At 71.7% G+C, this 24,473-nt stretch carries 22 protein-coding genes; 15 read left to right on the forward strand and 7 right to left on the reverse strand.

Going from position 1 to position 24,473, the window contains the following annotated elements:
* The first annotated feature begins 1 nt into the window (after nt 1).
* The 4 genes from AB4880_RS04150 to arr are packed head-to-tail and all read left to right on the forward strand — an operon-like array spanning nt 2 to nt 6,667.
* Nucleotides 2-1,441 carry a hypothetical protein gene (locus AB4880_RS04150; RefSeq protein ID WP_367917940.1) on the forward strand — a complete coding sequence of 480 codons (1,440 nt, stop codon included), beginning with the start codon at nt 2-4 and terminating at the stop codon, nt 1,439-1,441.
* Nucleotides 1,442-1,462: 21 nt separating this feature from the next.
* The gene (locus AB4880_RS04155; RefSeq protein ID WP_367917941.1) at nt 1,463-2,740 is read left to right on the forward strand and encodes a hypothetical protein; all 1,278 of its coding nucleotides are present in this window, start codon (nt 1,463-1,465) and stop codon (nt 2,738-2,740) included.
* A gap of 12 nt (nt 2,741-2,752) precedes the next feature.
* On the forward strand, nt 2,753-6,199 hold the full coding sequence (locus AB4880_RS04160; RefSeq protein ID WP_367917942.1) for a hypothetical protein: 3,447 nt from the start codon (nt 2,753-2,755) through the stop codon (nt 6,197-6,199).
* A 27-nt stretch (nt 6,200-6,226) separates the two neighbouring features.
* Nucleotides 6,227-6,667 carry an NAD(+)--rifampin ADP-ribosyltransferase gene (gene arr, locus AB4880_RS04165; RefSeq protein ID WP_367917943.1) on the forward strand — a complete coding sequence of 147 codons (441 nt, stop codon included), beginning with the start codon at nt 6,227-6,229 and terminating at the stop codon, nt 6,665-6,667.
* Nucleotides 6,668-6,693: 26 nt separating this feature from the next.
* On the opposite strand, the gene AB4880_RS04170 is transcribed toward arr, so the two are convergent.
* From AB4880_RS04170 to AB4880_RS26080, 4 genes are all read right to left on the reverse strand, one after another.
* On the reverse strand, nt 6,694-7,392 hold the full coding sequence (locus AB4880_RS04170; RefSeq protein WP_367917944.1) for a hypothetical protein: 699 nt from the start codon (nt 7,390-7,392) through the stop codon (nt 6,694-6,696).
* Nucleotides 7,393-7,847: 455 nt separating this feature from the next.
* A complete protein-coding gene (locus AB4880_RS04175; RefSeq protein ID WP_367917945.1) occupies nt 7,848-10,175 on the reverse strand; it encodes a putative bifunctional diguanylate cyclase/phosphodiesterase in 2,328 nt (775 codons plus the stop codon).
* Nucleotides 10,176-10,280: 105 nt separating this feature from the next.
* The gene (locus tag AB4880_RS04180) at nt 10,281-10,673 is read right to left on the reverse strand and encodes a PASTA domain-containing protein (protein WP_367917946.1); all 393 of its coding nucleotides are present in this window, start codon (nt 10,671-10,673) and stop codon (nt 10,281-10,283) included.
* The gene (locus tag AB4880_RS26080) at nt 10,565-11,272 is read right to left on the reverse strand and encodes a DUF2510 domain-containing protein (protein WP_379228670.1); all 708 of its coding nucleotides are present in this window, start codon (nt 11,270-11,272) and stop codon (nt 10,565-10,567) included. Before AB4880_RS26080 ends, AB4880_RS04180 begins: the two co-directional genes overlap by 109 nt.
* Nucleotides 11,273-11,582: 310 nt before the next feature.
* Between AB4880_RS26080 and AB4880_RS04195 the strand changes: the two genes are divergently transcribed.
* The 3 genes from AB4880_RS04195 (at nt 11,583) to AB4880_RS04205 (ending at nt 13,609) form a co-directional block, all read left to right on the forward strand.
* Nucleotides 11,583-11,969 carry a thioredoxin family protein gene (locus AB4880_RS04195; RefSeq protein ID WP_367917947.1) on the forward strand — a complete coding sequence of 129 codons (387 nt, stop codon included), beginning with the start codon at nt 11,583-11,585 and terminating at the stop codon, nt 11,967-11,969.
* A 137-nt stretch (nt 11,970-12,106) separates the two neighbouring features.
* Nucleotides 12,107-12,472 carry a hypothetical protein gene (locus AB4880_RS04200; protein ID WP_367917948.1) on the forward strand — a complete coding sequence of 122 codons (366 nt, stop codon included), beginning with the start codon at nt 12,107-12,109 and terminating at the stop codon, nt 12,470-12,472.
* A gap of 798 nt (nt 12,473-13,270) precedes the next feature.
* Nucleotides 13,271-13,609: a hypothetical protein gene (locus AB4880_RS04205; RefSeq protein ID WP_367917949.1), complete on the forward strand. Its 339-nt coding sequence runs from the start codon at nt 13,271-13,273 to the stop codon at nt 13,607-13,609.
* Between the two features lie 53 nt (nt 13,610-13,662).
* Here AB4880_RS04205 and AB4880_RS04210 read toward each other — a convergent pair whose 3' ends face one another.
* Nucleotides 13,663-13,881, reverse strand: coding sequence for a hypothetical protein (locus tag AB4880_RS04210; RefSeq protein ID WP_367917950.1), 219 nt, complete (start codon nt 13,879-13,881; stop codon nt 13,663-13,665).
* 233 nt (nt 13,882-14,114) lie between these two features.
* Here AB4880_RS04210 and AB4880_RS04215 point away from each other — a divergent pair, with 233 nt between their 5' ends.
* Both AB4880_RS04215 and AB4880_RS04220 read left to right on the forward strand, forming a co-directional pair.
* A complete protein-coding gene (locus AB4880_RS04215) occupies nt 14,115-15,002 on the forward strand; it encodes an SDR family oxidoreductase (RefSeq protein WP_367918115.1) in 888 nt (295 codons plus the stop codon).
* Between the two features lie 139 nt (nt 15,003-15,141).
* Entirely contained in the window at nt 15,142-15,354 is a 213-nt protein-coding gene (locus AB4880_RS04220; protein WP_367917951.1) for a hypothetical protein, read from the forward strand.
* 9 nt (nt 15,355-15,363) lie between these two features.
* Here the strand turns inward: AB4880_RS04220 and AB4880_RS04225 are convergent, their stop codons facing one another.
* Nucleotides 15,364-16,044 (reverse strand): Type 1 glutamine amidotransferase-like domain-containing protein, encoded by a 681-nt coding sequence (locus AB4880_RS04225; protein WP_367917952.1) that lies wholly within the window; start codon nt 16,042-16,044, stop codon nt 15,364-15,366.
* Between the two features lie 187 nt (nt 16,045-16,231).
* On the opposite strand from AB4880_RS04225, the gene AB4880_RS04230 reads away from it, so the two are divergent.
* The 3 genes from AB4880_RS04230 to AB4880_RS04240 all read left to right on the forward strand — a co-directional run bounded on the left by AB4880_RS04230 (nt 16,232) and on the right by AB4880_RS04240 (nt 19,598).
* Nucleotides 16,232-18,163, forward strand: a complete 1,932-nt coding sequence (locus AB4880_RS04230; RefSeq protein ID WP_367917953.1) for a hypothetical protein — start codon at nt 16,232-16,234, stop codon at nt 18,161-18,163.
* 96 nt (nt 18,164-18,259) lie between these two features.
* Complete coding sequence (locus tag AB4880_RS04235; protein WP_367917954.1) at nt 18,260-18,649, forward strand: SgcJ/EcaC family oxidoreductase; 390 nt, start codon at nt 18,260-18,262, stop codon at nt 18,647-18,649.
* A 10-nt stretch (nt 18,650-18,659) separates the two neighbouring features.
* Complete coding sequence (locus tag AB4880_RS04240; protein WP_367917955.1) at nt 18,660-19,598, forward strand: RNA polymerase subunit sigma-70; 939 nt, start codon at nt 18,660-18,662, stop codon at nt 19,596-19,598.
* A gap of 3 nt (nt 19,599-19,601) precedes the next feature.
* Here AB4880_RS04240 and AB4880_RS04245 read toward each other — a convergent pair whose 3' ends face one another.
* Nucleotides 19,602-20,519: an Lrp/AsnC family transcriptional regulator gene (locus tag AB4880_RS04245; protein WP_367917956.1), complete on the reverse strand. Its 918-nt coding sequence runs from the start codon at nt 20,517-20,519 to the stop codon at nt 19,602-19,604.
* A gap of 219 nt (nt 20,520-20,738) precedes the next feature.
* On the opposite strand from AB4880_RS04245, the gene AB4880_RS04250 reads away from it, so the two are divergent.
* The 3 genes from AB4880_RS04250 (at nt 20,739) to AB4880_RS04260 (ending at nt 24,376) form a co-directional block, all read left to right on the forward strand.
* Nucleotides 20,739-22,409 (forward strand): amidohydrolase, encoded by a 1,671-nt coding sequence (locus AB4880_RS04250; protein WP_367917957.1) that lies wholly within the window; start codon nt 20,739-20,741, stop codon nt 22,407-22,409.
* A gap of 40 nt (nt 22,410-22,449) precedes the next feature.
* Nucleotides 22,450-23,886 (forward strand): purine-cytosine permease family protein, encoded by a 1,437-nt coding sequence (locus tag AB4880_RS04255; protein WP_367917958.1) that lies wholly within the window; start codon nt 22,450-22,452, stop codon nt 23,884-23,886.
* Between the two features lie 100 nt (nt 23,887-23,986).
* On the forward strand, nt 23,987-24,376 hold the full coding sequence (locus AB4880_RS04260; protein ID WP_367917959.1) for a VOC family protein: 390 nt from the start codon (nt 23,987-23,989) through the stop codon (nt 24,374-24,376).
* Nucleotides 24,377-24,473: the final 97 nt, after the last annotated feature.

Consider the following 24,473-nt stretch of genomic DNA (forward strand, 5'->3'; position numbering starts at 1 on the left):
CATGGCGACCAACCTTCACGACCGCGCCGTCACCCAGCGGACCAAGTACGGCGACCTGGCCGATGCGATCCGCCAGCAATTGGGCGACGTCCGGGCCCGGCGCGACCTGCAGCACCCCGACCCGGACTCGGTCGCCCCGAGCGACTGGCCGAGCCGGCTCGGCAGCGTCCAGCACCTGCGCGTGGCGCGGCAGGCGCTCGCGGCCAATGACACCGCGATCGCCCAGGCCCGCGCGGGCCTCGGCGCCGTCGACACCCCGGCCGAGGCCGGCGCGGGCGGCTCGGCGCTGGCCGACCTCCTTGTCATTCGGGGCGGACTGGTCGTCAGCGAGCGGTACGCCGCCGAGCGGGTCGCGACCGACGAGGCGCTGATCGCCTCGCTCGGCGCGCTGCTCGGCCGGGCCGACGCGGCGGCCGCCGACGCGACCGCGCACGTCGGCTGGGCGCAGGTGCAGCAGGACGCCGTCGACCGGCTCAAGGCCGCGCTCACGGCGCCCCCGCTCGACACGATCGTCGCCGACGCGGCCGCGGTCGAGGGCGGCGCCGACCTGACCGCCGCCGACACCAAGCTCGACGCGCTCCTGCCGACCGCACTCCGCACTCGCGCCGAGGCCCGGATCGTCGAGGCGCGCGCGGTGGAGACCGACGCCGAACGGCAGCTCGACAAGGCCGAGTCGACGTACAGCGACCGGGGCGAGGTGTCGCACAAGATCGACACCGAGGTGGCGGCCGCGACGACCGCCTTCACCGACGCCGTCGCCAAGCTGGAGGCCTATGTCTCCCGCTCGCCGGGCCGGCTCGCGAGCGCCCGCGACGCGTTCATCGCCGTCGCCGCGCATCCCGCGCTCACCGCCGCGCAGTCGGCCGCGCTCGACGCCACCCACCGCGCGGACGCCGTCGACGCCGCGACCAAGGAGTCCGACCTGGCGACCGCGACCGCCGCCGTCGCCGCCGCGCAGGCCGCCGTCGACGACGCGCTGCTGACCGCCCTCGACGCCGATCCCGACGCCGACCCCGAGGCCGACGCCAATGTCGTCGCCGCCCGCGCCGCGCTCGCCGACGCGGGTCTCCAGACGCCGCTGACCAACGCGCGCGACGCCTACGACACCGCGACCCGCGACGCGCTCGACCGCTGGGAGGTCGAGGTCCCGCCGAGCGTCTGGGACGCGCTGGCCGCGTTCGCGACCGCCAAGGACGCGGCCACCGAGCTCGCCGACGGCGGCGCCCGCAACGTTCTCGTGACGGCCGTCGACCAGAGTTGCGACGACCTCGCGGCCGCGCTCGACGTCCGGGACAGCCGGCGCCGCGGCGACCTCGTGGTGGCCCGCCTGCTCGCCGAGCGGACGGCGGTCGAGCGGGCGGCCGCGGCGACGGCGACGGCCCGGAATGCGGCGTACCTGCGGGGCGACGGACCCTCCGGCCGGACCCCCGCCGAACTGTAGGAACGGCACCGAGGAGCCACGATGCCCGAGACCGTCACCACCGGCCGATGCGGCGAGGTCACGCTGCCGGTGAACCCGTTCGTGTCCAACCGCTATCACTTCGGGATGCTGCTCGGCGTCGACGACCTCGAGACCGAGCAGGCCTACCACCGCGGCAAGACCTGGCTCCACAACGCCTGGCTGCACGGGACGGGCGTGGTGTGGGGGCTCGACGTCGAGGTCCGGCCCGACCACGGCGAGGTCGTCGTCCACCCCGGCCTCGCCATCGACGCCCACGGCCGCGAGCTCATCGTCACCAGCGAGATGTGCGTCGACCTCACCGCCTGGTACGCCGAGCGCCGGCCCGAGGACCTGACCGTCGACGAGAACGCCGACCAGGTGGTCTTCGACCTCCAGGTCGAGCTGTGCCACGACAGCTGCCTCGACCGGCCGGTGCCGTCGATCAGCGATCCGTGCGACGGCGCGAGCCTGGAGACGGCGTACTCGCGGGCGGTCGAGCGTGGCTGGCCGCGGCTCGTCGTCCCTCGTGCGGAGCCGCCGGAGCAGTATCCGCGGCTGCGCCAGCTCTTCGGGCAGGCGCCGGTCACCGATCCGGTCGTGCAGGCGGCGCTCGCCGATCCGCAGTGCCCGGAGTCGTTCCGGCGGGTCGCGGCGGCCGACGTCACGGCGCTGCGGCCGGAGACCGACGCGCCGGCCTGGTCGCCGTTCGCGGGCGACGGGTGCGTGCTGCTGGCCAACCTGCACGTCCGGCTGCTCAAGAAGGACGGCGGCCTCGTGGTCGCCGACGGAACTGGCGGCGCCGGCGGCACGACCGTCGACGTGCTGGTGCGGCCCGCGCACGTGCGCACCCGCACCGTCCAGGAGCTGCTCTGCGGCTGTGCCTCCGGCGATGCCGGCGACGGCGGCGGTGGGGGCGGCGGCGGTGGGGGCGGCGGGGGAGAGACCCTGCGGGCGGTGGCCGGCTCCGCCGCACTGGCCGGCACCCAGCTCAGTCTGGCGTTCACGGCCCCGGTCAACGCGGCGACGGTGCAGCCCGCGGCGTTCACGGTGTCGGCACTGAAGGCCGACGGCTGGGTCGACGTCCCGGTCACCAAGGCCGTGCTCGACCCGGCGAGCAACGCGGTGAAGCTCACCCTGGCGTCCGCGGTGAAGGTGCGGCCCGTGCGCGTGCTGGCGCGCGGCACCGGTCCGACGCCGGTCCTCGCCGCCGACGACACGCCCCTGTGCGGTGTGGTCGGCGATCCGCTCGTCCCCAGCGGCGCCGATGCCGCGCTCACGATCTCCGGCACGACGCCGTAGGAGGGCTGAAGGATGCCGACCTCATACTCCAGCGGATGCGGGTGCCACGGCGCCCGGGCCACGATCGGCGCCCGGGCGACGCTCCCGGCTCCCGCGGTGCGGGCCGATCGGGCCGGACTCGACCTCGGCGGCGTGGTGCCGCCGATGGAGATGCTCGGCGGGTCCGGTGGCGTGACCGTCATCGACCCGGCGACCGTGCTGACCCGGCTGTGGTGGTTCGACGGGCGCTTCCTGCGCGCGGAGGGCTTCCGGCAGGACCAGGAGTACGTGCGCAACCTGGTCGCGCTCTCCAACCAGGCCGTCGGCAGCGGCGTCGTCAACGGCTTCGACGCCGAGCTGACGGGCTCGGCCGGGATCCGCGTCGGAGGCGGGCTCGCGCTCGCGCCGTCCGGTCGCGTGGTCTACCTGCCGTCGACGACGGACCTCACGATCGACGAGCTGATCGCCCGCTCCACCGGGGCGTTCGACCCGGCGTCGGCCACGACGCCGAAGGGGGCCGCCGACTTCGCGCCCTGCCCGCCGGACCAGCCGGCGGGCCCCGACCACACCGTCGCGACGACCGCGCTCTACGTCCTGACCGCCGCGTCCGCGGAGGCGCTGTGCGGTGAGGAGGAGCGCTTCGGCCAGCTCTGCGGCGACGCCTGCGCGACCGACGCCGACCGCTCGGTCGCCGTCGAGGGCGTGCGCTTCCGGGTCCACCCACTCACGCTGAGCCTGCCGACGAGCGTGCGCGTGCCGTTCACCGGGCTGCACCTGCAGTCGCGGGTCGCGTCGGCCTACTACGCGGCGGAGCGGCGGGCGGTGGCGTCGATGATCTCCGGCGCCGGGCTGCGGCTGCCGGTGTGGTGCCACGGCGCCGAGCCGATCGGCGGCGAGGAGGTCGCGCTCGCGGTGTTCGACCGCGCCGGCGGCCTCACGACGTTCGTCGACGACTGGACGGCGCGCCGCGAGCTCGTCGAGACCTCCCCGCAGCGCTCCTGGCAGTGGCGGATGGCGATGCGTCCGCTCGACGTCTTCCTGGCCCAGGTGCTGCAGTTCCAGTGCCAGCTGGCGAGCGTCCCGGGCGGCCCGGAGCCCACCCAGGGCGGCGACCCGTGCGCTGCGGAGCGGACCGTGCTCGGCGACGTCCACGCGCTGCTCGGCAAGATCGGCGACGACAACGCGCACGACGCGATCCTGGCCAAGCTGGCCGAGCTGCGCGGTCGCGTGGGCGACGTGCTGTCGGGGGCGCGGCTGTCGCCGTCCGGCTCGCTGCTCATCGACCACGGCATCGTGGAGACGCCGTCGGCGGGCTACCTGCCGGTCGATCCGGAGCACGACGTACGGCAGCAGGTCGGTGCGTGGTTCGGGCCGGGCGTCGACCTGCGCTTCTGTGCGGTGCGTCCGGACTTCGTCCCGGAGGCCTTCCAGGAGGCCCAGCACATGGATCGGATCTCGCTCACCCAGGGCATCGACGACCCCAAGGCGCTGGAGGAGGTAGACGTCCTGGTCCCGGGCGGCGGGTTCGCCAAGGCCGCCGCGGACCACGCCTTCACCGGTCACCTCGACCTGCTCCCGCTGCTGCTCGGCGGCCGGCTCGCGCGGGTCGGATCGGCGGCGCTCAGCCTGTCGGCGGTCGCGCGCAACCAGGTCGGCACCGGTTGGTCGTGGACCCTCGCTGCCTACGGAGAAGCCCCGCAGGAGCTGGGGATCGAGCACTACACGGACGCGATGAACACCGCTGTCACCGCGCCCGAGGACGTCAGCCCGGACGTGCACCGCGAGTCGTCGTCGACGCTCGGCGCCTACCGACTCGACAACACCTTCCGCGTGCTGCGCGAGGGCAGTCTCGCCCGGGCCCGGCTCGTCGGGGACGTGGCCGAGGAGCACCCGCTCGCGCCCGACGAGCGCCGGCCGATGGTCGCGTGGGTCGACCTCGAGACGGCGGCGCCGCTCGACCGGCTCGAGGTCGGCGGTACGACGACCCTGCGGGCGCGCGTCACGACGTACTCGCGGGCGCGGACGGATCCCTCGCTCACCGACGTCGGCCTCACCGGGACGCTGACCGTCCGCAGCCGGGTCGACGAGCCGGGTGGTGGCGTGCGGATCGAGACCGCGCTCGACGGCGCTCTCGACGTCGTCACGGCGACCGACGCGGGGCCGGGGCCGCGCGACGTACGGGGCTCGACGATCGTGTGGCGGCTGTCGGCGAGCGCCGCCGGCGCCCACCTGCTCGCCGCGGACCTCAGCCTCACCGTCCCCGACGCGGACCGCCCGATCGTGCTCAGCGCGGCCTTCTCCGACAGCGGCTCGCCGCGGCGGGTGGAGGGCCGGATCGGTCGGGGTACGACGGCCGGCGCCTTCCTCGCGATGAGGTCGAGCGCCGCCGACCTGAAGAGCCCGATCGCCGCGGTGACGCTGGACGAGGGCGCCGGCGTGCTCGACCTCGGGACGCCCGGTCGCGACGTCGCGACGTCGGTGATCGACGTCCTCGGGACCGCGCTCGCGACGCTGCGCCGCGACCTCGACTTCCCCGACCAGGCGCGCCGCCGGCTGCTGCCGGAGGCCGCGTCGACGGACGTGATCACGACCCGCACGGACTGGGTGATGTTCCACCGGCGCCGGACCATCGACTGCGGCGAGCCGGTCGTCACGCCCCAGCCCACCCGACTGCTCCGCTACCGGTGGCTGCACGCGGTGGTCGCCGTACCGCTGGGGGAGGTGACGGGCTCGACCGGCGTGCTGGAGCGGATCCTCAAGCGCTACCCGCCGCAGAACGTCGGCATGGTCGAGTTCGAGGAGGGCGCGACCGCGATCCACTCGTCGGTGCCGGACCTGCGCGCCGCCTGGTCGGCCGCCGACCGCGGCGAGCGCCTGGCCCTGTCGTTCAGCGCCCGATGGGGGACCGGCGAGAGCGCGACCGTCGAGGGCGGCCGGCTCGCCACCGCCGTCGGCGCAGTCTCGGATCTCATCGACGAGTCGGGCAACCGCTCGTTCGTGCTGCCGAACGCGCCCACGGATCTGCAGTCGGAGGCCACGGACGGCGTCATCGTCACCATCGGCGTCCCGGTCGACCGCTCCACGTCGATCATGGTCGCCGTCGGCTACAAGCTGCGCGAGCGCCTGCGCGCCGGGCTGCACGGCATCAGCACGTCCGACGACCTCGCACGGCTGCTGGAGGAGCTGCAGATCAGCCCGTGGTACGCGAAGTTCGCCGACGACACCCTGACCAACCCCGACGAGCTGCGCACCTGGTGGTCCGGGCTCCCGATCCAGCAGATCAAGCAGGTCGAGGTCGTCTACGACCGCGCGATCCCGCCCGGCTCGGACGAGGCGAACGCGTGGGTGGCCGACAAGTACCCGAAGCTCGTCGACGTCGTGGGCCTGCCCACGCCCCCGGACGACATCACGGACGTCGACGTCGATCTCGGCGGGCCGCTGACGCTGGTGATCGTGGTGTCACCGGACCTGGACGGGTAGGCAAGTCCGCCCGTCTAGGGTGGCTGCGTGGACGACCGACGAGACGACGTGGCGGACGTGCCGGATGTGCTGGACGCGGGGCCGTTCTTCCACGGCACCAAGGCCGATCTGCGCACCGGCGACCTGCTCACCGCCGGCTTCCGCTCGAACTACCGCCCCGACGTCACCATGAACCACGTCTACTTCACCGCCCTCGTCGACGGCGCCGGTCTCGCGGCCGAGCTCGCCCCCGGCCCCGCCGAGCCGCGCGTCTACGCCGTCGAGCCGACCGGCCCCTTCGAGAACGACCCCAATGTCACCGACAAGAAGTTCCCCGGCAACCCGACCCGCTCCTACCGCAGCCGCGACCCGCTGCGGATCGTCGGCGAGGTGACCGACTGGACGCGGCTGGCGCCCGAGGCGCTGCAGGCGTGGCGGGACCGGCTGGCCGAGCTGCGGGACGACGAGCGGGGCGAGATCATCAACTAGCGGCGGCGGACGCGTCCGGTGGCGCGTCAGTCAGAGGGCGCCGGTTGCCGCCCGCTGGTGGCTCGGAACTCGCCGAGCCGAGCCAGGATGTCGCGAGCGGCGTCGCGGGGCACGGAGTGACCGTCGAGCGTCGCGATCCAGGTGAGTAGCCGGCGACCGTCGATGAAGTGGACGCCGTCGACGACCGTGTCGTCCGGCACTCCGGTTCGGGCCGCGCCCCACACCACCACGGCGGGCGTGACGTTCACCGACTGGAGGCGAGCGCGGTGGCGGTGTGTTCGCTCGGCCGAGAGCAGTGAACGAGCGACACCTTCGGCCCGCCGGCGGGCACGCTGCGCGGAGGCGGCCATCGCCTGCACGTTCGCAGTATCGACCTGGTTGCGCCACTTCGAGTCGATCATCACCAGACCGCCTTCGCGGGTGACGACGAGATGGTCGATGTCACCGGCCTGCAGCTCGATGCTGTCGACCCAGCCCCACAGCAGGCGCCGGCGCTTGCCCCGCTGCAGCTCGGAGCGCGTGTTGTCCTCGCCCCACGATCCGCGAAGGTGACGGATCGCCTCCTGGTCGTGCGCGAGGAAGGCCGCGTTGAGGACATGGAGGAAGGTTGCGACCAGACCGACGTGGAGGGCGCCCAGGAGGTAGGCCCGTGCCGGGCCTGACGACGTCATCGCGATCAGGACGGTGATGGCGGCGCCGATCCCGATGACGAAGACGGCGCCCATCGCAACTAGCCCGGTGTTCCGCCTCAGCCAGGCTCGGCGTCGCCGTCGCAGTTCTCGCGCCGGGTATGAAGCAGTCTTTCCCATGGGTCTCCTCCGGGTGGACTGTGTCGATTCAAGCTGTGTCGGGCGTTGTTTGGCGGTAGAACTCCACATTCGATGTACGCGCCAGCCGCACCCGGCCAGGTCGACTTGGGTTCGGCCTGGCCGGCTTCCTGCCGTACGTGCCGATCCCGGTTCGGCTGCGAACACGCGTGCTCCGGCCCGGATCGCGGGCGCTAGCAGCCGACGGGACCGGCCCACGATTTCTCGAATTCATCGGATCTGCGGCGCTGAACGGGGTACTGATAGAGCACTGGCGACGAACCGCCGCCAGTCCAGGGCCCGCAGGGATTGCCGACGAAACAGCCGCCACCGCGGCGACCGGTTCGACTCCGGTCTGGGCCGCCGATCGCCTCTCAGCGCGCGCCGGCGCCGCGGATGCTCGCGAGCTCCGCAGCCGTCAGCGGCGCGCCGAGGAGATAGCCCTGGGCCGACTCGACCTGCAGCGTCATCAGCAGGTCGAGCTGGTCGTGGCGCTCGACGCCCTCCGCGACCACCCGGAGATCCAGCGCGTGGGCGGCGCGAACCATGAGCTCGAACAGCCGCCGCGCGGACGCCGTACCGGTGCCGAGGTAGCGGCGGTCGATCTTCACGGTGTCGACGGGCAGCCGGGACATCTGGGCGACGGTGCTGTAGCCGGTGCCGAAGTCGTCGAGGCTGAGCGCGATGCCTTGGCGGCGCAGCTCGTGCAGGGTGTCGAGGCCGGGGCCGTCCTCGACGAGGACGGTCTCGGTGATCTCGAGGACGAGCTGCGCCGGGTCGACGTCGTACGCATCGAGGACGGCGGCGACGTCGTCGAGGATCCGCGTCGAGTTGAGGTGGTGCCCGGAGATGTTGACGGCCAGGTGGAGCCGTCGGGATCCGGTGGCGTGGTTCCAGCTCTGGAGCTGACGGGCGGCCTGGTGCAGCACCCAGGTGTCGAGGTCGCAGATCAGGTCCGAGCCCTCGGCGACCGGGATGAACTCGTCGGGCGGCAGCAGGCCCACGCCGGGCCGGTCCCAGCGGACGAGGGCCTCGTAGCCCTCGACCTCCCCGGCCTGCAGGTCGATGATCGGCTGGTAGTGCACGACGAGCTCGTCGCTCGCGATGGCGCCGACGAGTGCGGCGGCGATCTCGGCCCGCTCATCGAGCTCGGCCACGAGCGACGCGCTGAACACCTCGACCCGGCCGCGGCCGCCGGCCTTGGCGCGGTAGGCCGCGGTGTCGGCCTCGTGCAGGAGCGCGTCGGCGTCGGTGCCGCAGTCGTCGTTGAACGCGACCCCGATGCTGGCTCCCACGGCCGCCTCGGTCCGCTCGCCGACCCGGATCGGACGGGAGACGGCGTCGATGATCCGCCGTCCCGTCTCGACCGCGTCCTGCGCGGATTCGACCGGGTCGAGCAGGACGACGAACTCGTCGCCGCCCAGCCGGGCCGCGGTGTCGCCGGCGCGCAGCGCGGCGCGCAGCCGGTGCGCGACCTCCCGCAGCACCTGGTCGCCGGCCCGGTGACCGTGGGTGTCGTTGACGGACTTGAACCCGTCGAGGTCGATGAACAGCATCGCCACCAGGTCGCCGCTGCGCTGCGCGCGGCTCAGCGCGGCATGGATCTGCCGCATCGCCTGGGCCCGGTTGGGCAGCGTGGTGAGCGAGTCGTGGGCCGCCTGGAAGGCCAGCTCGTCGCGCAGCAGCTCGAGCTGCGTGTTGACGCTGGTGACCTGGTCGATCCCGAGCTTCATCCGGGTCACCACGAGCAGCACGATCCCGACCGCCCCGATCACGACGGCCCACACGTCGAGGGGCGCCCCGGCGAGACGCTCGATCGCCAGGATGGCCGGGGCGATCAGGGCCGCCAGGGTCATCGCCACGAGCCGGGCCCGCCGGAACCGGAGGTCGACGTCCGCGTGCGTGCCCGACGACGCCGCCATCGAGGGATGCAGCGCCGCCGCTCCCCAGATCAGGTACGACGCCAGCCACAGCCAGTCGATCGGATAGCTCGCCCCGGACGCGAACAGGCTGAGCGCCAGGTAGAGGCTGTCGGCGACGATCAGCAGGGCGATGGCGCACAGCAGCAGCCGCATCGACGTCGTCCGGCCGCCGGGCGTCACCATCAGCATGACCAGGACCGCGATCAGCAGCACGTCGCCGACCGGGTACGCCGCGTCGACCGCCGCGACCCAGGGCGAGTCCCGCGACTCGGCGATGGTCGGCCCGGCCAGCACGACCCACGACAGCAGCCCCAGCCCGGCGGTGACGATGAGGGAGTCGACGAGCGCGGCCCGGTCGACGTGCGATCGGCGGGCGCGAATGAGCGCGCCGATGCCCCACGCCAGCACCGGATACGCGGCGAGGTAGAAGAGGTCGGCCGCCGACGGCGACGGCACCTCCTGCAGCGCGTCCTGCAGCAGGGTGTAGATCGCGTCGCCGATCACCCAGAGCAGCTGTCCCACCGCCATCAGGTACCAGGGCCGCCGCAGCGTGGGCCGGTGGATCCGCACGCCGGCGACGATGCCGGCGACACCCACCAGCCCCAGCACCAGGTAGGCGACATCGCGGACGTTCTGGTCCCGGATGAGCTGATGGCCCGCGATGGCCGCCGTACCGAGCACCAGATAGCCGATCCACAGCCCTCGGTGCCACGGGCTCGGGGCGGGGCCGGCGGCAGCTGCGTGTGCTTGCGTCGGGGATGTCGCCGTCGCCGTTCGCACCGTCAACCTCCCGAGTAGGCCAAGGGCACCAAACTACACCGACGGAAGCGCCCGGGTCGCCGCTGAACCGCCGTCCGGCACGGCCGTTCCTCGGCGCTCGGCGCCTCAGTCGCAGCCGATGCCGTCGCCGTCACGATCGAGGTCGTAGGGGTCGCTGCCGGTGACCTTCACCGTGCCGTGGACGTACTTGGGGCCGTCACCGGAGCCGCCCGCGCAGTCGTAGTCGCTCGCCGGTGCCAGGCAGGGGGAGTAGCCGGAGGTGCAGTTGGTCTCCGCGAGCGGCGCGATCTGGACGTCGGAGACGACGATCCGGATCGTCGCCCCGGGCCGCTTCGTCGCCCCGGGTGCGGGGGACTGGGTCAGGACGACGCCGTCCGCGCCGCTCCGCGTCACCTTGGTCGAGACCTTGACGACGAATCCCGCCTTCTCGAGCTGCTGCACCGCCCGCCCCTCACGAAGCCCCTGGACGTCGAGAACCGTCGGGAAGGGCGTCGCCACGACGACGTCGATCGCCGCGCCCGGACTGGCCTCGCTGCCCGTCGGCGTGGCCTGCCGCAGGACGGTGCCGGCCGCTCGGCGCGACGGCTTGCCGGTGACCTGGCCGAGGACGAGGCCGAGATCCTCGAGGGTATCCGCGCGTCGTCCCGGCTCATGCCGGTGAGGTCGGGCACCTGCGCCGGTGCGGGAGCACTGGTCGTTGGCTCGTCAGGGACGGCGGTCACGTCCGGCGTCGAGTCCACCTCTCGCACCGGGGTGTCCCCGGCGCTCGACTCGTCCTTCGGGGGCGGGTCTTGAGGCAGCGCGAAGGCGAAGACGAGGAACGCCGCCGTACATCCGGTCACGATCCAGCGGACGTTGGTCGAGAGCCCTGGCCGCCGCCACAACGCGACGAGCCCGACCGGAAGGCAGAGCAGCAGCCCGGGCACGATCACCCACCACGTCTGCCAGGCCGGCACCTTCGCCCGCATGGCCTGCGGTGGGAGGGCCGCCGTAGGCACCGGATACGCCGGCCGCGTGTGCACCGTCCACCGCTGTCCGTCCCAGTATCGGAGCAGGCCGGGCTTGGCGTGGTCCGGGTACCAACCAGGAGGAGTCATCGGCGTCACCACTTCCTGCACGTCCTGCTGCGACCTGCCCTACGGTCGATCGCCACACGGTAGGACCCGGGGATGATGCGCGTGGCCGGAATGGGTGAACCAGTGAGCCCCCGGCGACGACTCTCGTGCGCGATACTCGGCCGCATGCTCGACGCTCTTCGCCCGGCTCGGCCGCGTTCCAAGGCGGGCGCACTGGTCGCCGCAGCGGCACTGACGCTTGCTGTGTCCGCGTGTTCCTCGAACCGATCCGACAGCTCGCACGCGGCACCAGGGCCAACCCAAGAGCGCCGGCGCCGAGACGCCGACGGACGTGACCTACGCCGACGACCCGGCGGCGGCGATCGACGCCGCCCGCGCTGCCGCTGCCGAGGATGAGCGCCCGGTGCTGCTCGACTTCGGAGCCGCCTGGTGCGCCGACTGCGTGGTGCTCGACGAGCTGTACGGCCGATCCGCTGTAGCGCCGGTCCTCGACCAGAACTTCCACCTCGTGAAGATCGACGTCGGTGAGTTCGACAAGAACCTCGACATCGCCGCCGACTACGTCGACCTCGAGACGAGCGGGATCCCCGCACTGGTGGTGATCACGCCCGCCGGCAAGGTCGCCTTCGCCAGCAACAACGGCGAGTTCGCGAGCGCGCGCACGATGGACGAGGAGCAGTTGCTGACCTTCCTCCGGCGCTGGACCGGCTCGGCCTGACGGTGGCTGCAGTGCGACGGTGCCTGCTCCCGCTGATCGTGATCGCGTCGATCGCCTCGTCCGCGGGCTGTGGCGGGACGACGTCCTCCGGCACGGCTGCCGACCCTGAGACTCCACTCGAGGAGGGTGGCGTCCGCGTGTCCGCCTCCTTCCAGACCGCATCGCTGGTCCGGGTGCGCTTCGAGCCGCTCGAGGCCGGCTTCCACATCTACAGCCTCACCCTCCCGGCCCGCGGGATCGACGGCCTCGGGATCCCCACCCGCGTCGCGACCGGGGATGGTCTCACCGCATCCGGGCCTGCGCGGTCGACCGTGGACGCGATCTCGTTGCACATCCCCGAGCTGCACGTGACCCTGCCGGTCTACCCGGACGGCCCCGTCGACATCGTGCTCCCCGTCGAACCCGATCATCCCCGCGACAGCGCGGTGATCGTCACCTACGGAGCCTGCAGCGACGACGTGTGCCTGATGCCCGTGCGCGACCTGAGTGTGCCGGTGAACTAGCGATCGAGCGTGGCCCACTGCGGGTGCTTCCGTTCGGTCAGGTCGGACCTGGGCGTTTCGGCATGCGGCCACTGCGCTGGTCGGTACACACCGCGGGTGCCTGTTGCGCGGAGTCGGTTCGGTGGCGTCGTCGTCGTTGCCGCGGTGCTGGTTGCCGGCTCGAGTTGTGGTTCCGAGGACAGCGAGTCGGCGGCTGACGCCGCTACGACGAGTGATGTCGAGCAGATCGCCGAGGTCTCGAGCAAGGGGTATCGGCCGTGAGGGAGGCTCGGTTCGAGGACGCGTGCGGCGTCCAGAGTCGGGCCCTGCAGGAGCAGATGGTTGCGGAGGCCAAGAGCATCCTGGACAGCGCCGCTGGTCTGGATCCCGAACTCGCTGGACTGCGCCCGACATGCGCGCTCACCCTCGAGGCATCGGCCGCGGTGGATTCGGGTGGCTCTGACCTCGATGCCGACTCCATCGAGGTGAAGGGCGCGAATGCATCCGCCACGGTCGGCCTCCACCCCTGGCGGTTCGTCAAGGAGCCCGGGGCCTGGCGATCGGACCGGTCCCGACGGCATCACCCCTGCAACGCCGAAGCGGCGAGCGAGCCTCGCTGTCCGCGGTCGATGCACCGCGCGTTGCTGAGCGCGGGCGCCCGCAGTTCGAGCAGAGTCGTGCAGAGTCGGGCGCGAGGGCGGGGTGTGCCACCAGCCCTGGACCACGCCACTTTCGAGTCAGCGAACCGAATCGTCGGGCAAGATTCGCGGTACGTTGCGCGGGCCGCTCCGCGGTCGCACGCCCTGACAGGAGACCTCCATGCCCCACGACCCGAGCCAGTCGAACCCCGTTCGGCCCTTCACCCGTCAATCCACCGTGCTCGAGCTGGCCTCGACACTGCCCGGGCGCGCGTTCAAGGCGATCATCGTGCGGCAGCTCCCTCCGGTCGCCACCGAGAAGGAGCGTCAGGAGCTGGAGGACATGACCGTTGGTCTTCCGCTGGAGACCTTGGTGGAGCTGTCCGAGGGCAAGCTCACCTGGGGAATCGCCGACTCCGTCGTCGATCTGGCGAACCGCAAGCCGCATCGTCTGATCCCTCGGGGTGTCGGCGCCGGCGCGGGCGTCCTGAAGAAGGTCACGAGCGCCGTTCGCCGCTGATGGCGCGCACGATCGCCTCGATGTCTGTTCGTTCGGTGCGGGCGCGCCCGGTGCTAACGCGATCGCCCCTGCTGGAGCCTGCGGGCCACGCGTGCGATCTGCTTCTCAGCGTCGTGCTGGGAGTCCAGCAACTCGACGACCGCCAGGCATAGGAGTCGCTCCAGTTCCGCTCGTGGGAGATCGCCGACTGTCTCAGCAAGCGAGTCCTCGCCGCCCGCTAGTTCCGTGTGGCAGAGCATGGCGAGTTGCTCATCGAGTTCACGCGCGGCCATGAGGCCAACATAGAGCGGACATCGGCACGAGCGTCGAACTCCTCTAGCCGCGGCACCCGCCCGCGACGCATGCGCCGGCCAGAGCGTCAAGCCTCGTCGGAACGCTGACGTGGCCGGCACCTGACGAGGCTCCAGGCGAACGGAGATCCTCCCGGTCGAATCGGGAACCCGTCCTGTACACCGGGGCCGTGCCGGAATGACACTGAGTGAACAGACGAACGGCGGTGATCGAGATGATCCTCATTGTCGGTGGCACCGGCGACCTCGGCGGACGCGTAGCCCGGATCCTGAGCGAGCAAGGCCGCGCAGTCCGCTGCCTGGTTCGTCCGACGAGTGACGACGCCGCCCTACGGGACCTCGGAGTAGAACTGGTTCGGGGCGATCTCACCGACCCCGTGTCCCTGGCCAGCGCATGCCAGGGCGTCACGACGGTCGTGGCCACGGCCACCGTGATTGCGCGAAGGCTGGCTGGCGCCGCGGTGCCCACAATCCGTCAAGCTGACGAGTTGGGCATGGGGTCGCTGATCGGGGCGGCAGAGACCGCTGGGGTGCGACGCTTCGTCTACCTGTCCTTTCCCGGAGTCGACAAGGCGATCGGAACTCCATTGGAGCGGGCTAAGCTCGCCACTGAGGAGCGGTTGCGCGCCTCGTCACTCCAACGGGTGGTCATTCGCTCAGATGGCTTTCAGGAGATCCACCTCGCAGCCGCGGCGCGGTTCGACGTGGCGGCAGGGAAGATCGCGATCATCGGTCGGGGGGACAGCAAGCGACGGTGGGTCAGCACCGAGGATGTCGCCGCGCTCGTTGCGTCGGTGGCGGTGGAGCCCGATCCGCCGAGCCTGATCACCGTCGGCGGCCCGGAGGCGATCACCAAGAACGAAGCTGTGGCTGTGGTGGAGAAGGCGACCGGACGTCGGATGAAAGTCCAGCACATGCCCAGACCCATCGCCCGGATGGCGATCCGTGTCTTGAACAAACGCAATGATGCGCTCGCGTCCGCCTTCGGAGCCGGCCTCCTCCAAGACATCCGCGCCGCCGACTGGGACGACACAGCCCTCAGAGAGCGCGGCATCGCGCCCAGGTCGGCAAGCGACTACCTCCGTGCGCAGGCCATGCGCTGACCCAGCGTGAGGAGCCGATCCCGCACACACCACGGGTCGCGCGCGGCGGGTGTGACATGTCGCTTCGCGCGGGACGATGCTGTCACTCCACCCTACTAATGCGGTCACCCATTCCGCCCAGCGCAGGAATGATGACCATATGCCCGCCCTCGACGCCTGCCCCACCTGCGGTGACACCGATCTCGATTCAGGCGTCATCGTCGGGCGCGCACCCGGCGTCACGTTCAAGCCGAGCCAGGGCGTGAGCGGTGACCTGGCGGGCGTCCGACTGACGACGGGCGTGGTCAACCACACGGCGCCCGCCGTCGGCTGCGCCGCGTGCGGAACGGTCGTGGTCCTGCCCGCTCGCTGACCGCGGCGCTCAGCCCCCAGCCTTCCGCAGCTCCACCCAGCGCCCCTCCGACACGAAGGTCACCTCACCGTCGACCACCGCGATGGCCGTCTGGTCGTCGAGCGCATAAGCCGCATTCGGTACGGCGAGCGCCCACTCCTCTGCCTCCGCCAGCGAGTTGCCCGGCTCGCCGTCCGGCGCCAGGTGCGGGCAGATCGAGAAGTCGACGAGCCCCAGGGTCGAGTCGTCGCCGGAGGGCGGGCGCCACTGGATGAAGTCGTCGCCGACGTACGGCGTCAGCACCATGCTCCCTGCGCTGAGCCCGACCCAGACGGTCTCGGTCAGCGACGGCAGCAGGTCGGCGAGGCCGGACTCGCGCATCCAGTGGCACAGGTAGAGGACGTCGCCGCCCGCGACGAGGAGGGCGTCGGCGTCGTGGACGAGGGGCTCCCAGGCGGTCCGGTCGAGGCTCGGGAGCGCGGTCAGCTCGAGGACGCCGACGGACTTCCAGCCGAGGCCCACCATGGGGTTCGGGGACTGGCCGCTGATGAACTGCCACGGCTTCACGCCGGGGCCGACCATCGGGTGCCCGTACATCGCGGTGGGGATGCAGAGGGCGGTGGACTCGGCGATCGGCTTGCCAAGCAGGTCGACGAGCGCGTCGTGGATGCTGGCGTTCGTCACGCCGGCAGAGGTGAGGAGCAGCTTCACGGTGTCTCCCGGTGATGGGGCGAGTCCGACCCGTCCATCTGACCAGAGAGGTCCGACACCGCCCCGTGTCCCAGCGGGGAGGGAGGGTTGTCTTGCCCAATTCAGATGAACCGCCCTCCCGCGCGCCGAGACCATGATGTTGATGCTCACGCCCGCCTGTAGGGGGCGGGCCTTCCTGGGAGGCCGCATGAGGATCACCCGTCGCCGGACTGCCCTGCTGTCCGTGCCCGTTCTTGTCGTTGCCGCCGCCGGGCTGGCGACCACCAACGGCGGCGCCGCCGCCGCACCCACGCCGTCCAGCGTCAGCACGCGCACGATCAGCGCGGGCGGCACCACCACGATGACCGCGAACGCTCCCGGCGACTCGGTCGGCATCACCGATCCCGAGTTTCCGGCGACGGCCGGCGGCGACGCCGCCGACGGCGCCGGCAACGGGGACGGCGACGGGTTCGCCATCGTCAACCGCAGCTACTCCGGGGGCAAGGCCGCCCACGGCGTCTCGGTGAGGAGCGGGGCGAAGGCGAAGGCCAACCCGCAGCTCGGCACCCACTTCGAGGGCCTCAACTTCCGTCAGCAGCGCGTCGCCAACGGCGGCAACCAGTTCTCGGTCGAGCCTCCGGACCAGGGTCTCTGCGCCGGCAACGGGTACGTCGTCGAGTCGGTCAACGACGTGCTCCGGGTCTTCCACACCGACGGCACGCCGGCGACGGGCGTCGTCGACCTCAACAGCTTCTACGGCTACCCGGCCGCGATCAACCGGACGACGGGCGTGCGCGGGCCGTTCGTCACCGACCCGTCCTGCTACTTCGACCGCGGCGTGCAGCGGTGGTTCCAGGTCGTGCTGACCCTCGACACCTCCCCGTCCGGAGCCTTCCTCGGCACCAACCACCTCGACATCGCGGTCAGCCAGAACGCCGACCCGACCGGCAGCTGGCTGATCTACCGTCTGCCCGCGCAGGACAACGGCACCGACGGCACGCCGAACCACGGCTGCAGCGGCGGCTTCTGCCTGGGCGACTACCCGCACATCGGCGCCGACGCCAACGGCTTCTTCGTGACGACGAACGAGTACAGCTTCTTCGGGCCCGAGTTCAAGTCCGCCCAGATCTACGCCTTCTCCAAGGCCGCGCTGGCTCGTGGCGACGCGAGCGTCACGGTCACGCAGCTCGACACCAGCGGCCTCGACAACGGCAACCCCGGCTTCACGATCTGGCCGGCGACGTCGACGCCGTCCCAGTGGGCGACGGGGCAGGGCGGCACCGAGTACTTCCTCAGCTCCAACGCTGCGGAGGAGGCCAACGGCACCGGCACGTCCAGCCGCCTGCTGGTCTGGTCCCTGACCAATACGGCGTCCCTCAACTCGGCCTCGCCCGCGGTCGCGCTGCAGCACACCTCGCTCGGCGTCGATCCGTACGCCGTCCCGCCGAAGGCCAACCAGAAGGCCGGGAGCATCCCGCTGGGGGAGTGCCTCAACGACTCCGCCTGCGCGACCTTCCTCACGGGCGCCCCGGACCCGTTCGCGCCGGAGCCCGAGTCGGTGCTCGACTCCAACGACACACGCATGCAGCAGGTGACCTACGCCAACGGCAAGATCTGGGGCGCGCTCGACACCGCGCTGACGATCAACGGGCAGAGCAAGGCGGGCGTCGAGTACTTCATCGCCAAGCCGTCGTACTCCACCCGCGGCAACCTGTCCGCCACGGCCAAGGACGGCTACCTCGGGCTCGCCGGCAACAACCTGACCTACCCTGCCATCGGCGTGACGCAGTCCGGCCGCGGGGTCATCGCGTTCACCGTCGCCGGTGACGACTACTACCCGAGCGCCGGATACGCCGGCCTCGACGCGGTCACCGGTGCGGGCGACATCCACATCGCCGGTCCGGGCGCCGGTCCCGAGGACGGTTTCAGCGGCTACCACGGTCTGAACGACCCGCTGCGGCCGCGCTGGGGCGACTACGGAGCCACCGCGGTCGTCGACGGCACGATCTGGACGGCCAGCGAGTACATCGCGCAGACCTGCACGTTCGCGCAGTACACGTCGGCGCCGTTCGGCTCGTGCGATGGCACCCGCGGCACGCTCGGCAACTGGTCGACCCACATCTCGGCGGTGACGCCCTGAGAAATCCGGCACCGCCCCGGTGAGTCCGGCGACTCCACCCGGTAGGTACTCCTGGGATCACCTCGATCCCGGAGCACCTACCGCGAGGAGAGCGCCATGGACCGCACCGTCGACACCGCCGCCATCGACGCCGTGCTGGCCGAGACCTACCAGGCCTGGGCCGACAACGACGCCGACGGCTTCGTCCGCCACTACACCGAGGACGCGACGGCCGTCCTGCCCGGATCGCTGCGCGGCAGCCGCGCCGCCGTACGCGATGCGATGGCGGCGGGCTTCGCCGGCCCGCTCGCCGGCAGTACGACGGTCGACCGCCGCGTGAGCCTGCGGTTCGTCGGCGACGACGCCGCGATCGCGCTCAGCGAGGCGGGGATCCTGTTCGCGGGGGAGTCGGCGGTGCCGGATGCCCGGAAGGTCAACGCGACCTGGGTCTTCGAGAAGCGCCACGGCAGGTGGATGATCGCTGCGTACCACAACAGCCCTGCCTGATCGGAGCCTCGTGACGACCGTGTACGACGACACCGCGTTCGCCGACGCGATCGAGCCCTTCCGCCGCGAGCTCACCGCCCACTGCTACCGCATGCTCGGCTCGGTCGCGGACGCGGAGGACGTCGTCCAGGAGACCTACCTGCGGGCCTGGCGCGCCCGCGACCGGTACGACGCCGAGCGCGCCTCCCTGCGCACGTGGCTCTACCGGATCGCCACCAACGCCTGCCTCACCGCCCGCGGCAGCGGCACCCGGCGGGTGCTGCCGTCGGGGCTGGTCGCCGAGACCGACCCGCGCAGCCCGTTCCAGCTGGGGGAGGTGCCGTGGCTGCAGCCGATGCCCGACGCCCGCGTGCCCCGGGGCGAGACGTCGGGCCTGCGGCTCGCGTTCGTGGCCGCGCTGCAGCACCTGTCGGCGCGGCAGCGGGCGGTCCTGATCCTGCGCGACGTCCTGGACTTCTCGGCCGCGGAGACCGCGGAGATCATCGACACGACGGTCACCTCGGTCAACAGCGCCCTGCTCCGGGCCCGGGCGAGCGTCGCGAAGGCCGACGAGGAGCGGCTCCGCGAGCCGGAGGAGTCCGAGCGGCGAGCCTGGATCGAGCGCTACACGAAGGCCTTCGTCGCCGCCGACGTCGACGCTATCAAACGGCTGCTCGCCGCCGACGTGGTGATGGAGATGCCGCCGATGACCAACTGGTTCACCGGTCCCGACAACTACGGCGTCTTCATGGACTGGGTGTTCGAGGCCAACGGCGGCGACTGGCGCACGGTCCCGATCGAGGCCAACGGGCAGCTGGGGTTCGCGGCGTACGTGCGGCGCGACGGGCGCTATCGCCGCCACACGCTGCAGGTGCTCGCGCTCTCGGAGCAGGGCGTCACCCGCAACTCGGTCTTCAGCGAGGACGAGGTGCTCGACGCCTTCGGACTGCCGCCGGTGCTCGACGACTGAGACTCACCGCATCCGGTCGGCGAGCTCGGTGAGCGTGGGCAGCGGCCACTCGTAACGCTCCTTCAGCACCCGGAGGTGGAGCCAGCTCTCCACCTCGGAGATCTCGGGGGAGTCGGTGAGGCCCTCGAGGAAGGCATGCAGGTCGGGCAGGCTGCGTGCCGCGATGGTGGCGAGGATGTCGTGGCGACCGATCGTGCGGGCGAGGAACTCGAGTCGGGGCTCGGCGGCCAGGCGCTCGACGACGGACTCACCGCTGCCGCGCACGTTGAGGCCGATGCCCGCGATGACGCCCGCCTCGTGGCGCGCGCGGCTCAGCATCGGCCCGATGCGCACCACCTCGGCGTCGATGAGCGCGTTGACCCGCTTGCGGGTGGCGGACGCCGACATGCCGACCGACTCCGCCAGCGAGACGTACGTCGCCCGCCCGTCGGCCTGCAGCAGCCGGATCAGCGCCAGGTCGGTCTCGTCGACGCTCAGGCCGCCCGGGAGCGGATGGGCGGGCATGAACGTGCCCTTGGTGATGTCGACGTAGGTGAGCGTGTTGACGCTCTCCACGCCGCCGAGCGCCCGGATGTCGGCGATCGCGGCGTAGAGCTCGGCGGGCCCCGGCAGGCGCAGCTCGGCGACCAGCTGGTGGCTGCCGCTGACCGCGGAGACGAAGGCGGACGCCGGCATCGCGCCGATCGCGCCGGCGATGTCGTCGGCCCGCCCCGACGTACGGATCGCCAGGTGCGCGAACGACGTCAGCCCCAGGAACTCGGGGTGGACCGCGGCCACGACGGCGACCGCGCCGTCGGCCTTGAGCTGCTCGAGCCGGGCCGACACGGCGGCCCGCGAGGTGGCGAGCCGCTCGGCGAGGTCGGACACGGTCATCCGGGGGTCGTCGCGCAGCGCGGCCACCAGGGCGTCGTCGAACGGCATGGATCCTCGTTTTTCCTGCGAACTTCTTTCGGCGGAGTTGCGCTGCAAATCTAGCGCCCGTTCCCCCTGAAGAGGTCGTGATGGACGGATCTGACCTCAGCTTCTGTCAGAACGGTTGTCAGACACCGCACGCCGCGAATGAGTTGATTGCGCGTATGGCGTCCGTCACCTAGCGTCCTGCCCGATTCGAGCCACCTTCTTCAGGCAGGAGACCCCTCGGTGCGCAAGCTTTCGCACTTCGAACGTTCCGCTCTCGACGTCGAGCCCGTGATCCTGCGGCCGCGCGGGATGATCACCGTCGACCCGGCGACCGAGGGCGCCGAGGCCGTCCTCGTCCTCGGCTCGCACCTCGGCGCCGTCGGGACGCTCGACGAGTGCCTCGCCGTCGCCCGTCGCTTCGGCGCCGCCACCCCCGAGGTGCGGGAGCTGGACGGCGTCCTGCTGCCGGGCTTCGTCGACCCGCACGCCCACCCGCTGATGTACGGCCAGCTGATGACCTGGGTCGACTGCGGGCCCGACCGGGCCGGCAGCATCCCGGAGATCGTCGCGCTGCTCCGGCAGGCCGCGGCGAGCGCGCCGGCCGGCCGGCCGATCCGCGGCTACGGCTACGAGCACAGCAACCTGGTCGAGATGCGTCACCCGCACCGCCGCGAGCTCGACGAGGTCGCCACCGACCGCGAGGTCTACCTGATGAACGCCAGCGGCCACGGGGGCGTCGTCAACAGCCACACCCTCGCGATCAACGGCGTCACCCGCGACACTCCCGACCCGGCCGGAGGCACTTTCTTCCGCGACGCCGACGGCGACCTCACCGGCGAGCTGTCCGACGCCGCCTGCAACATCCTCACCGGCGTCGTGGGAGTGAAGGTGGGCCACCACGGCCCGAACTTCCACCTCGACGACGAGCCCGCCGAGCACGAGCGCCAGCTCGCCGTCGCCCAGGAGCGCTTCCTCGCCGGCGGCGTCACCACGATCGGCGACGCGCAGGTCAGCCGGCGCGAGTTCGACATGTACCTCCGGCTCGCCGAGAAGGGCGAGCTGAAGACCCGGGTCAGCATGTACTTCCTGTCGCACCTGCTCGACCAGGCGCTCGAGACGGGGATGCACGGGGCGTTCGGCAACGCGCGGCTCTCGTTCGCCGGCATCAAGCTGTACGCCGACGGCACGCTCGGCGGCTGGACGGCGTACTTCCCCGACGGCTACGTCGGCGACCCCTGCCGGACCGGGCAGCTCTACCACGAGCCCGCGGAGTACGCCGCGCTGATCGCGCGCGCCCACGCCGCCGGCCTGCAGACGGCGACCCACGCCCAGTCGCCGACGGCGATCCAGATGGTGGTCGACGCGATCGCCGCCGCCCAGGAGGCCCACCCGCGCGCGGACGCGCGGCACCGGATCGAGCACTGCGGCCTGCCGACGCACGACCAGATCAAGGCGTTCGCCGAGCTCGGGATCATGCCGGTCAACCAGCCCCAGCACTACTACAACTGGGGCGAGGGCGTGACCGAGGCGATCGGGACGCCGGGGGAGCGGTTCAACCCGCTCGGCGAGTTCGTCGCCCAGGGCGTGCCCGTGACCCTGAGCTCCGACGCGCCGGTGGCCGAGCCGCTGCCCCTCGAGGCGATCCAGACGGCGGTCACCCGGGTCACCCGCCGCGGCCACCGGCTCGGCGGTGACGAGCTGCTCGTCGACCTGCCGACCGCGATCGCGGCGCACACCCTCAACGGCGCGCGGGCGCTCGGCCGCGAGCACGAGCTGGGCAGCATCACGCCCGGCAAGCGCGCCGACCTCGTCCTGCTCGCCCAGCACCCCGCCGACGTACCGGCCGACCGGATCGCCGCCATCGACGTCCTCGAGACGTGGGTCGACGGCGACTCCCAGCACCGCGCCTGAGCACCCCGACCAGCCCTATCCTCATCATCAAGGACACCCCATGAACCGTTCAGGACCACGCTTCGGGTCGATCGAGACGCACACGATCGACTTCATCCCGACCGCCGAGCGCCACGGTCGGCCGTGGCACCTCTTCACCCTGTGGTTCGGCGCCAACTCGGTCGTCGTCAGCATCGTCACGGCCTCGCTCCTGGTGTCGCAGGGCATGAGCTTCTGGTGGTCGGTGGCCGCGATCGTGATCGGCTTCGCGATCGGCTCGTTCCTGTCGGCGTTCCACTCCGCCCAGGGGCCGGCGCTCGGCATCCCGCAGATGATCCAGAGCCGGGCGCAGTTCGGGTACGTCGGTGGCGCGCTGCCGATGGTCGTCGCCGCCGTCAACTACCTGATCTTCTTCGCCGCCGCCCCGGCGATCTGCGGACTCATCGTCAACATCGTGTGGGGCTGGAACGTCTACCTGGTCGCAGCCGTCGTCATGGCGATCACCTTCGTCGTCGCGCTGTTCGGCTACGACCTCAGCCACCAGATCGGCAAGTACCTCAGCGTGGCGTCCGTGGTCGTCTTCGGGATCTTCACCGTGCTGCTGCTCACCCACACGGGTGTCGCCCACCCGACGCCGATCCCGACGGGCGGCTTCGAGCCCACGCTCTTCCTGCTCGGCACCTCGGTGACCGTCATCTACGCGGCCGGCTACTCGCCGTACATCGCCGACTACTCGCGCTATCTGCCCGAGGACTCCTCGACCCGGGCGACCGCGTGGTGGACCTTCGCGGGGATCTTCCTCTCCAGCGTGTGGCTGTTCGTGCTCGGCGCCTACCTGACCACGATCACCGGCTTCGACCCTGACGTCCTCGGCTCGATCGTCAAGGTCAGCGACGCCTTCAGCCCGGTCTACACCGTCGTCCTGGTCCTCGTGATCGTCGCGGTCCAGGTGCTGCAGGGCTCCCTGTCGCTCTACGCCGGCGGCAACACGATGCTGAGCATCGTCACGTCCTTCCGCACCCGCGGCGGCGCGGACGGCGCCGGGCTCCGGCAGCGGCTGGCCTCGCTGATCCCGTTCTCGGTCGTCTGCTTCGCCGCCGTCATCGCCTACACGGCGAGCTTCGAGTCGGCCTTCCTGCAGGCGCTCAGCCTGATCCTGATCCTGCTGGTGCCGTGGTCGGCCATCAACCTCGCCGACTTCTACGTGGTCCGGCGCGGGCACTACGCGATCGCCGACATGTTCGACCCGCGCGGGCGCTACGGCCGCTACAACGTCGCCGGCCTGGTGAGCTTCGTCGTCGCCGTCCTGGTCGAGCTGCCCTTCGCCAACCTCGGCTGGTTCGTCGGCCCGATCGCCACCGCGTTCGACGGCGCCGACTTCTCGTGGCTCGTCGGCATCGTGGTCAGTGGGGTCTGCTACGTCGCGCTGTCGCGGTCGCGCATCACCCATGAGCTGGTGGACACGCGCAGTGCCGTGAGCGTCGCTGCCACGGACTGAGCAGCTGACGCCCCCGAGGGCCTGGTCGTCATCGACGACCAGGCCCTCGGTGCGTTCGGCCACCCGCCCGACCCGGCGAACGCCTGACTACGGTTGCCGGGTGACGACACTGCGAAAGATCCAGGTCACCTTCGACTGCGCCGACCCCGCCCGCGTCGCGCGCTTCTGGTGCGAGGTGCTCGGCTACGAGCTGGCGCCGGGCGCGGAGGACGCCACGTCGTGGTCGGCCTGCGTCGACCCGACGGGCGCCGGCCCGCGGCTGTACTTCCAGCGGGTCCCCGAGGACAAGGTGATGAAGAACCGCGTCCACGTCGACGTCCGCGCGGGCGCCGGCCTCGTGGGCGCGGAGCGCCTCGCCGTACTGAAGGCCGAGCGGGACCGGCTGGCCGCGCTCGGCGCGGTGTGCGTGCAGGTGTGGGAGGCCGACGAGGAGAACGAGTCGTGCATCGTCATGCAGGACGTCGAGGGCAACGAGTTCTGCCTCGACTGAGGCTCCTGCGGGGTTGGGGTCTCCCGTCGTACCGGACGTTCTGGTCGCGAAATGGCGATTCTGCGACCAAAACGTCCGGTACGACGAGCCCTCAGAG

The organism is Nocardioides ginsengisoli, from assembly GCF_039537225.1.
Classification (GTDB): domain Bacteria; phylum Actinomycetota; class Actinomycetes; order Propionibacteriales; family Nocardioidaceae; genus Nocardioides; species Nocardioides ginsengisoli.

Bases quoted from the DNA above. Each gene is read 5' to 3' on its own strand.
- AB4880_RS04150 (WP_367917940.1), top strand. From the start codon at position 2: ATGGCGACCAACCTTCACGACCGCGCCGTCACCCAGCGGACCAAGTAC.
- AB4880_RS04155 (WP_367917941.1), top strand. From the start codon at position 1,463: ATGCCCGAGACCGTCACCACCGGCCGATGCGGCGAGGTCACGCTGCCG.
- AB4880_RS04160 (WP_367917942.1), top strand. From the start codon at position 2,753: ATGCCGACCTCATACTCCAGCGGATGCGGGTGCCACGGCGCCCGGGCC.
- AB4880_RS04170 (WP_367917944.1), bottom strand. From the start codon at position 7,392: ATGGGCGCCGTCTTCGTCATCGGGATCGGCGCCGCCATCACCGTCCTG.
- AB4880_RS26080 (WP_379228670.1), bottom strand. From the start codon at position 11,272: ATGACTCCTCCTGGTTGGTACCCGGACCACGCCAAGCCCGGCCTGCTC.
- AB4880_RS04205 (WP_367917949.1), top strand. From the start codon at position 13,271: ATGCCCCACGACCCGAGCCAGTCGAACCCCGTTCGGCCCTTCACCCGT.
- AB4880_RS04210 (WP_367917950.1), bottom strand. From the start codon at position 13,881: ATGGCCGCGCGTGAACTCGATGAGCAACTCGCCATGCTCTGCCACACG.
- AB4880_RS04215 (WP_367918115.1), top strand. From the start codon at position 14,115: ATGATCCTCATTGTCGGTGGCACCGGCGACCTCGGCGGACGCGTAGCC.
- AB4880_RS04220 (WP_367917951.1), top strand. From the start codon at position 15,142: ATGCCCGCCCTCGACGCCTGCCCCACCTGCGGTGACACCGATCTCGAT.
- AB4880_RS04230 (WP_367917953.1), top strand. From the start codon at position 16,232: ATGAGGATCACCCGTCGCCGGACTGCCCTGCTGTCCGTGCCCGTTCTT.
- AB4880_RS04235 (WP_367917954.1), top strand. From the start codon at position 18,260: ATGGACCGCACCGTCGACACCGCCGCCATCGACGCCGTGCTGGCCGAG.
- AB4880_RS04245 (WP_367917956.1), bottom strand. From the start codon at position 20,519: ATGCCGTTCGACGACGCCCTGGTGGCCGCGCTGCGCGACGACCCCCGG.
- AB4880_RS04255 (WP_367917958.1), top strand. From the start codon at position 22,450: ATGAACCGTTCAGGACCACGCTTCGGGTCGATCGAGACGCACACGATC.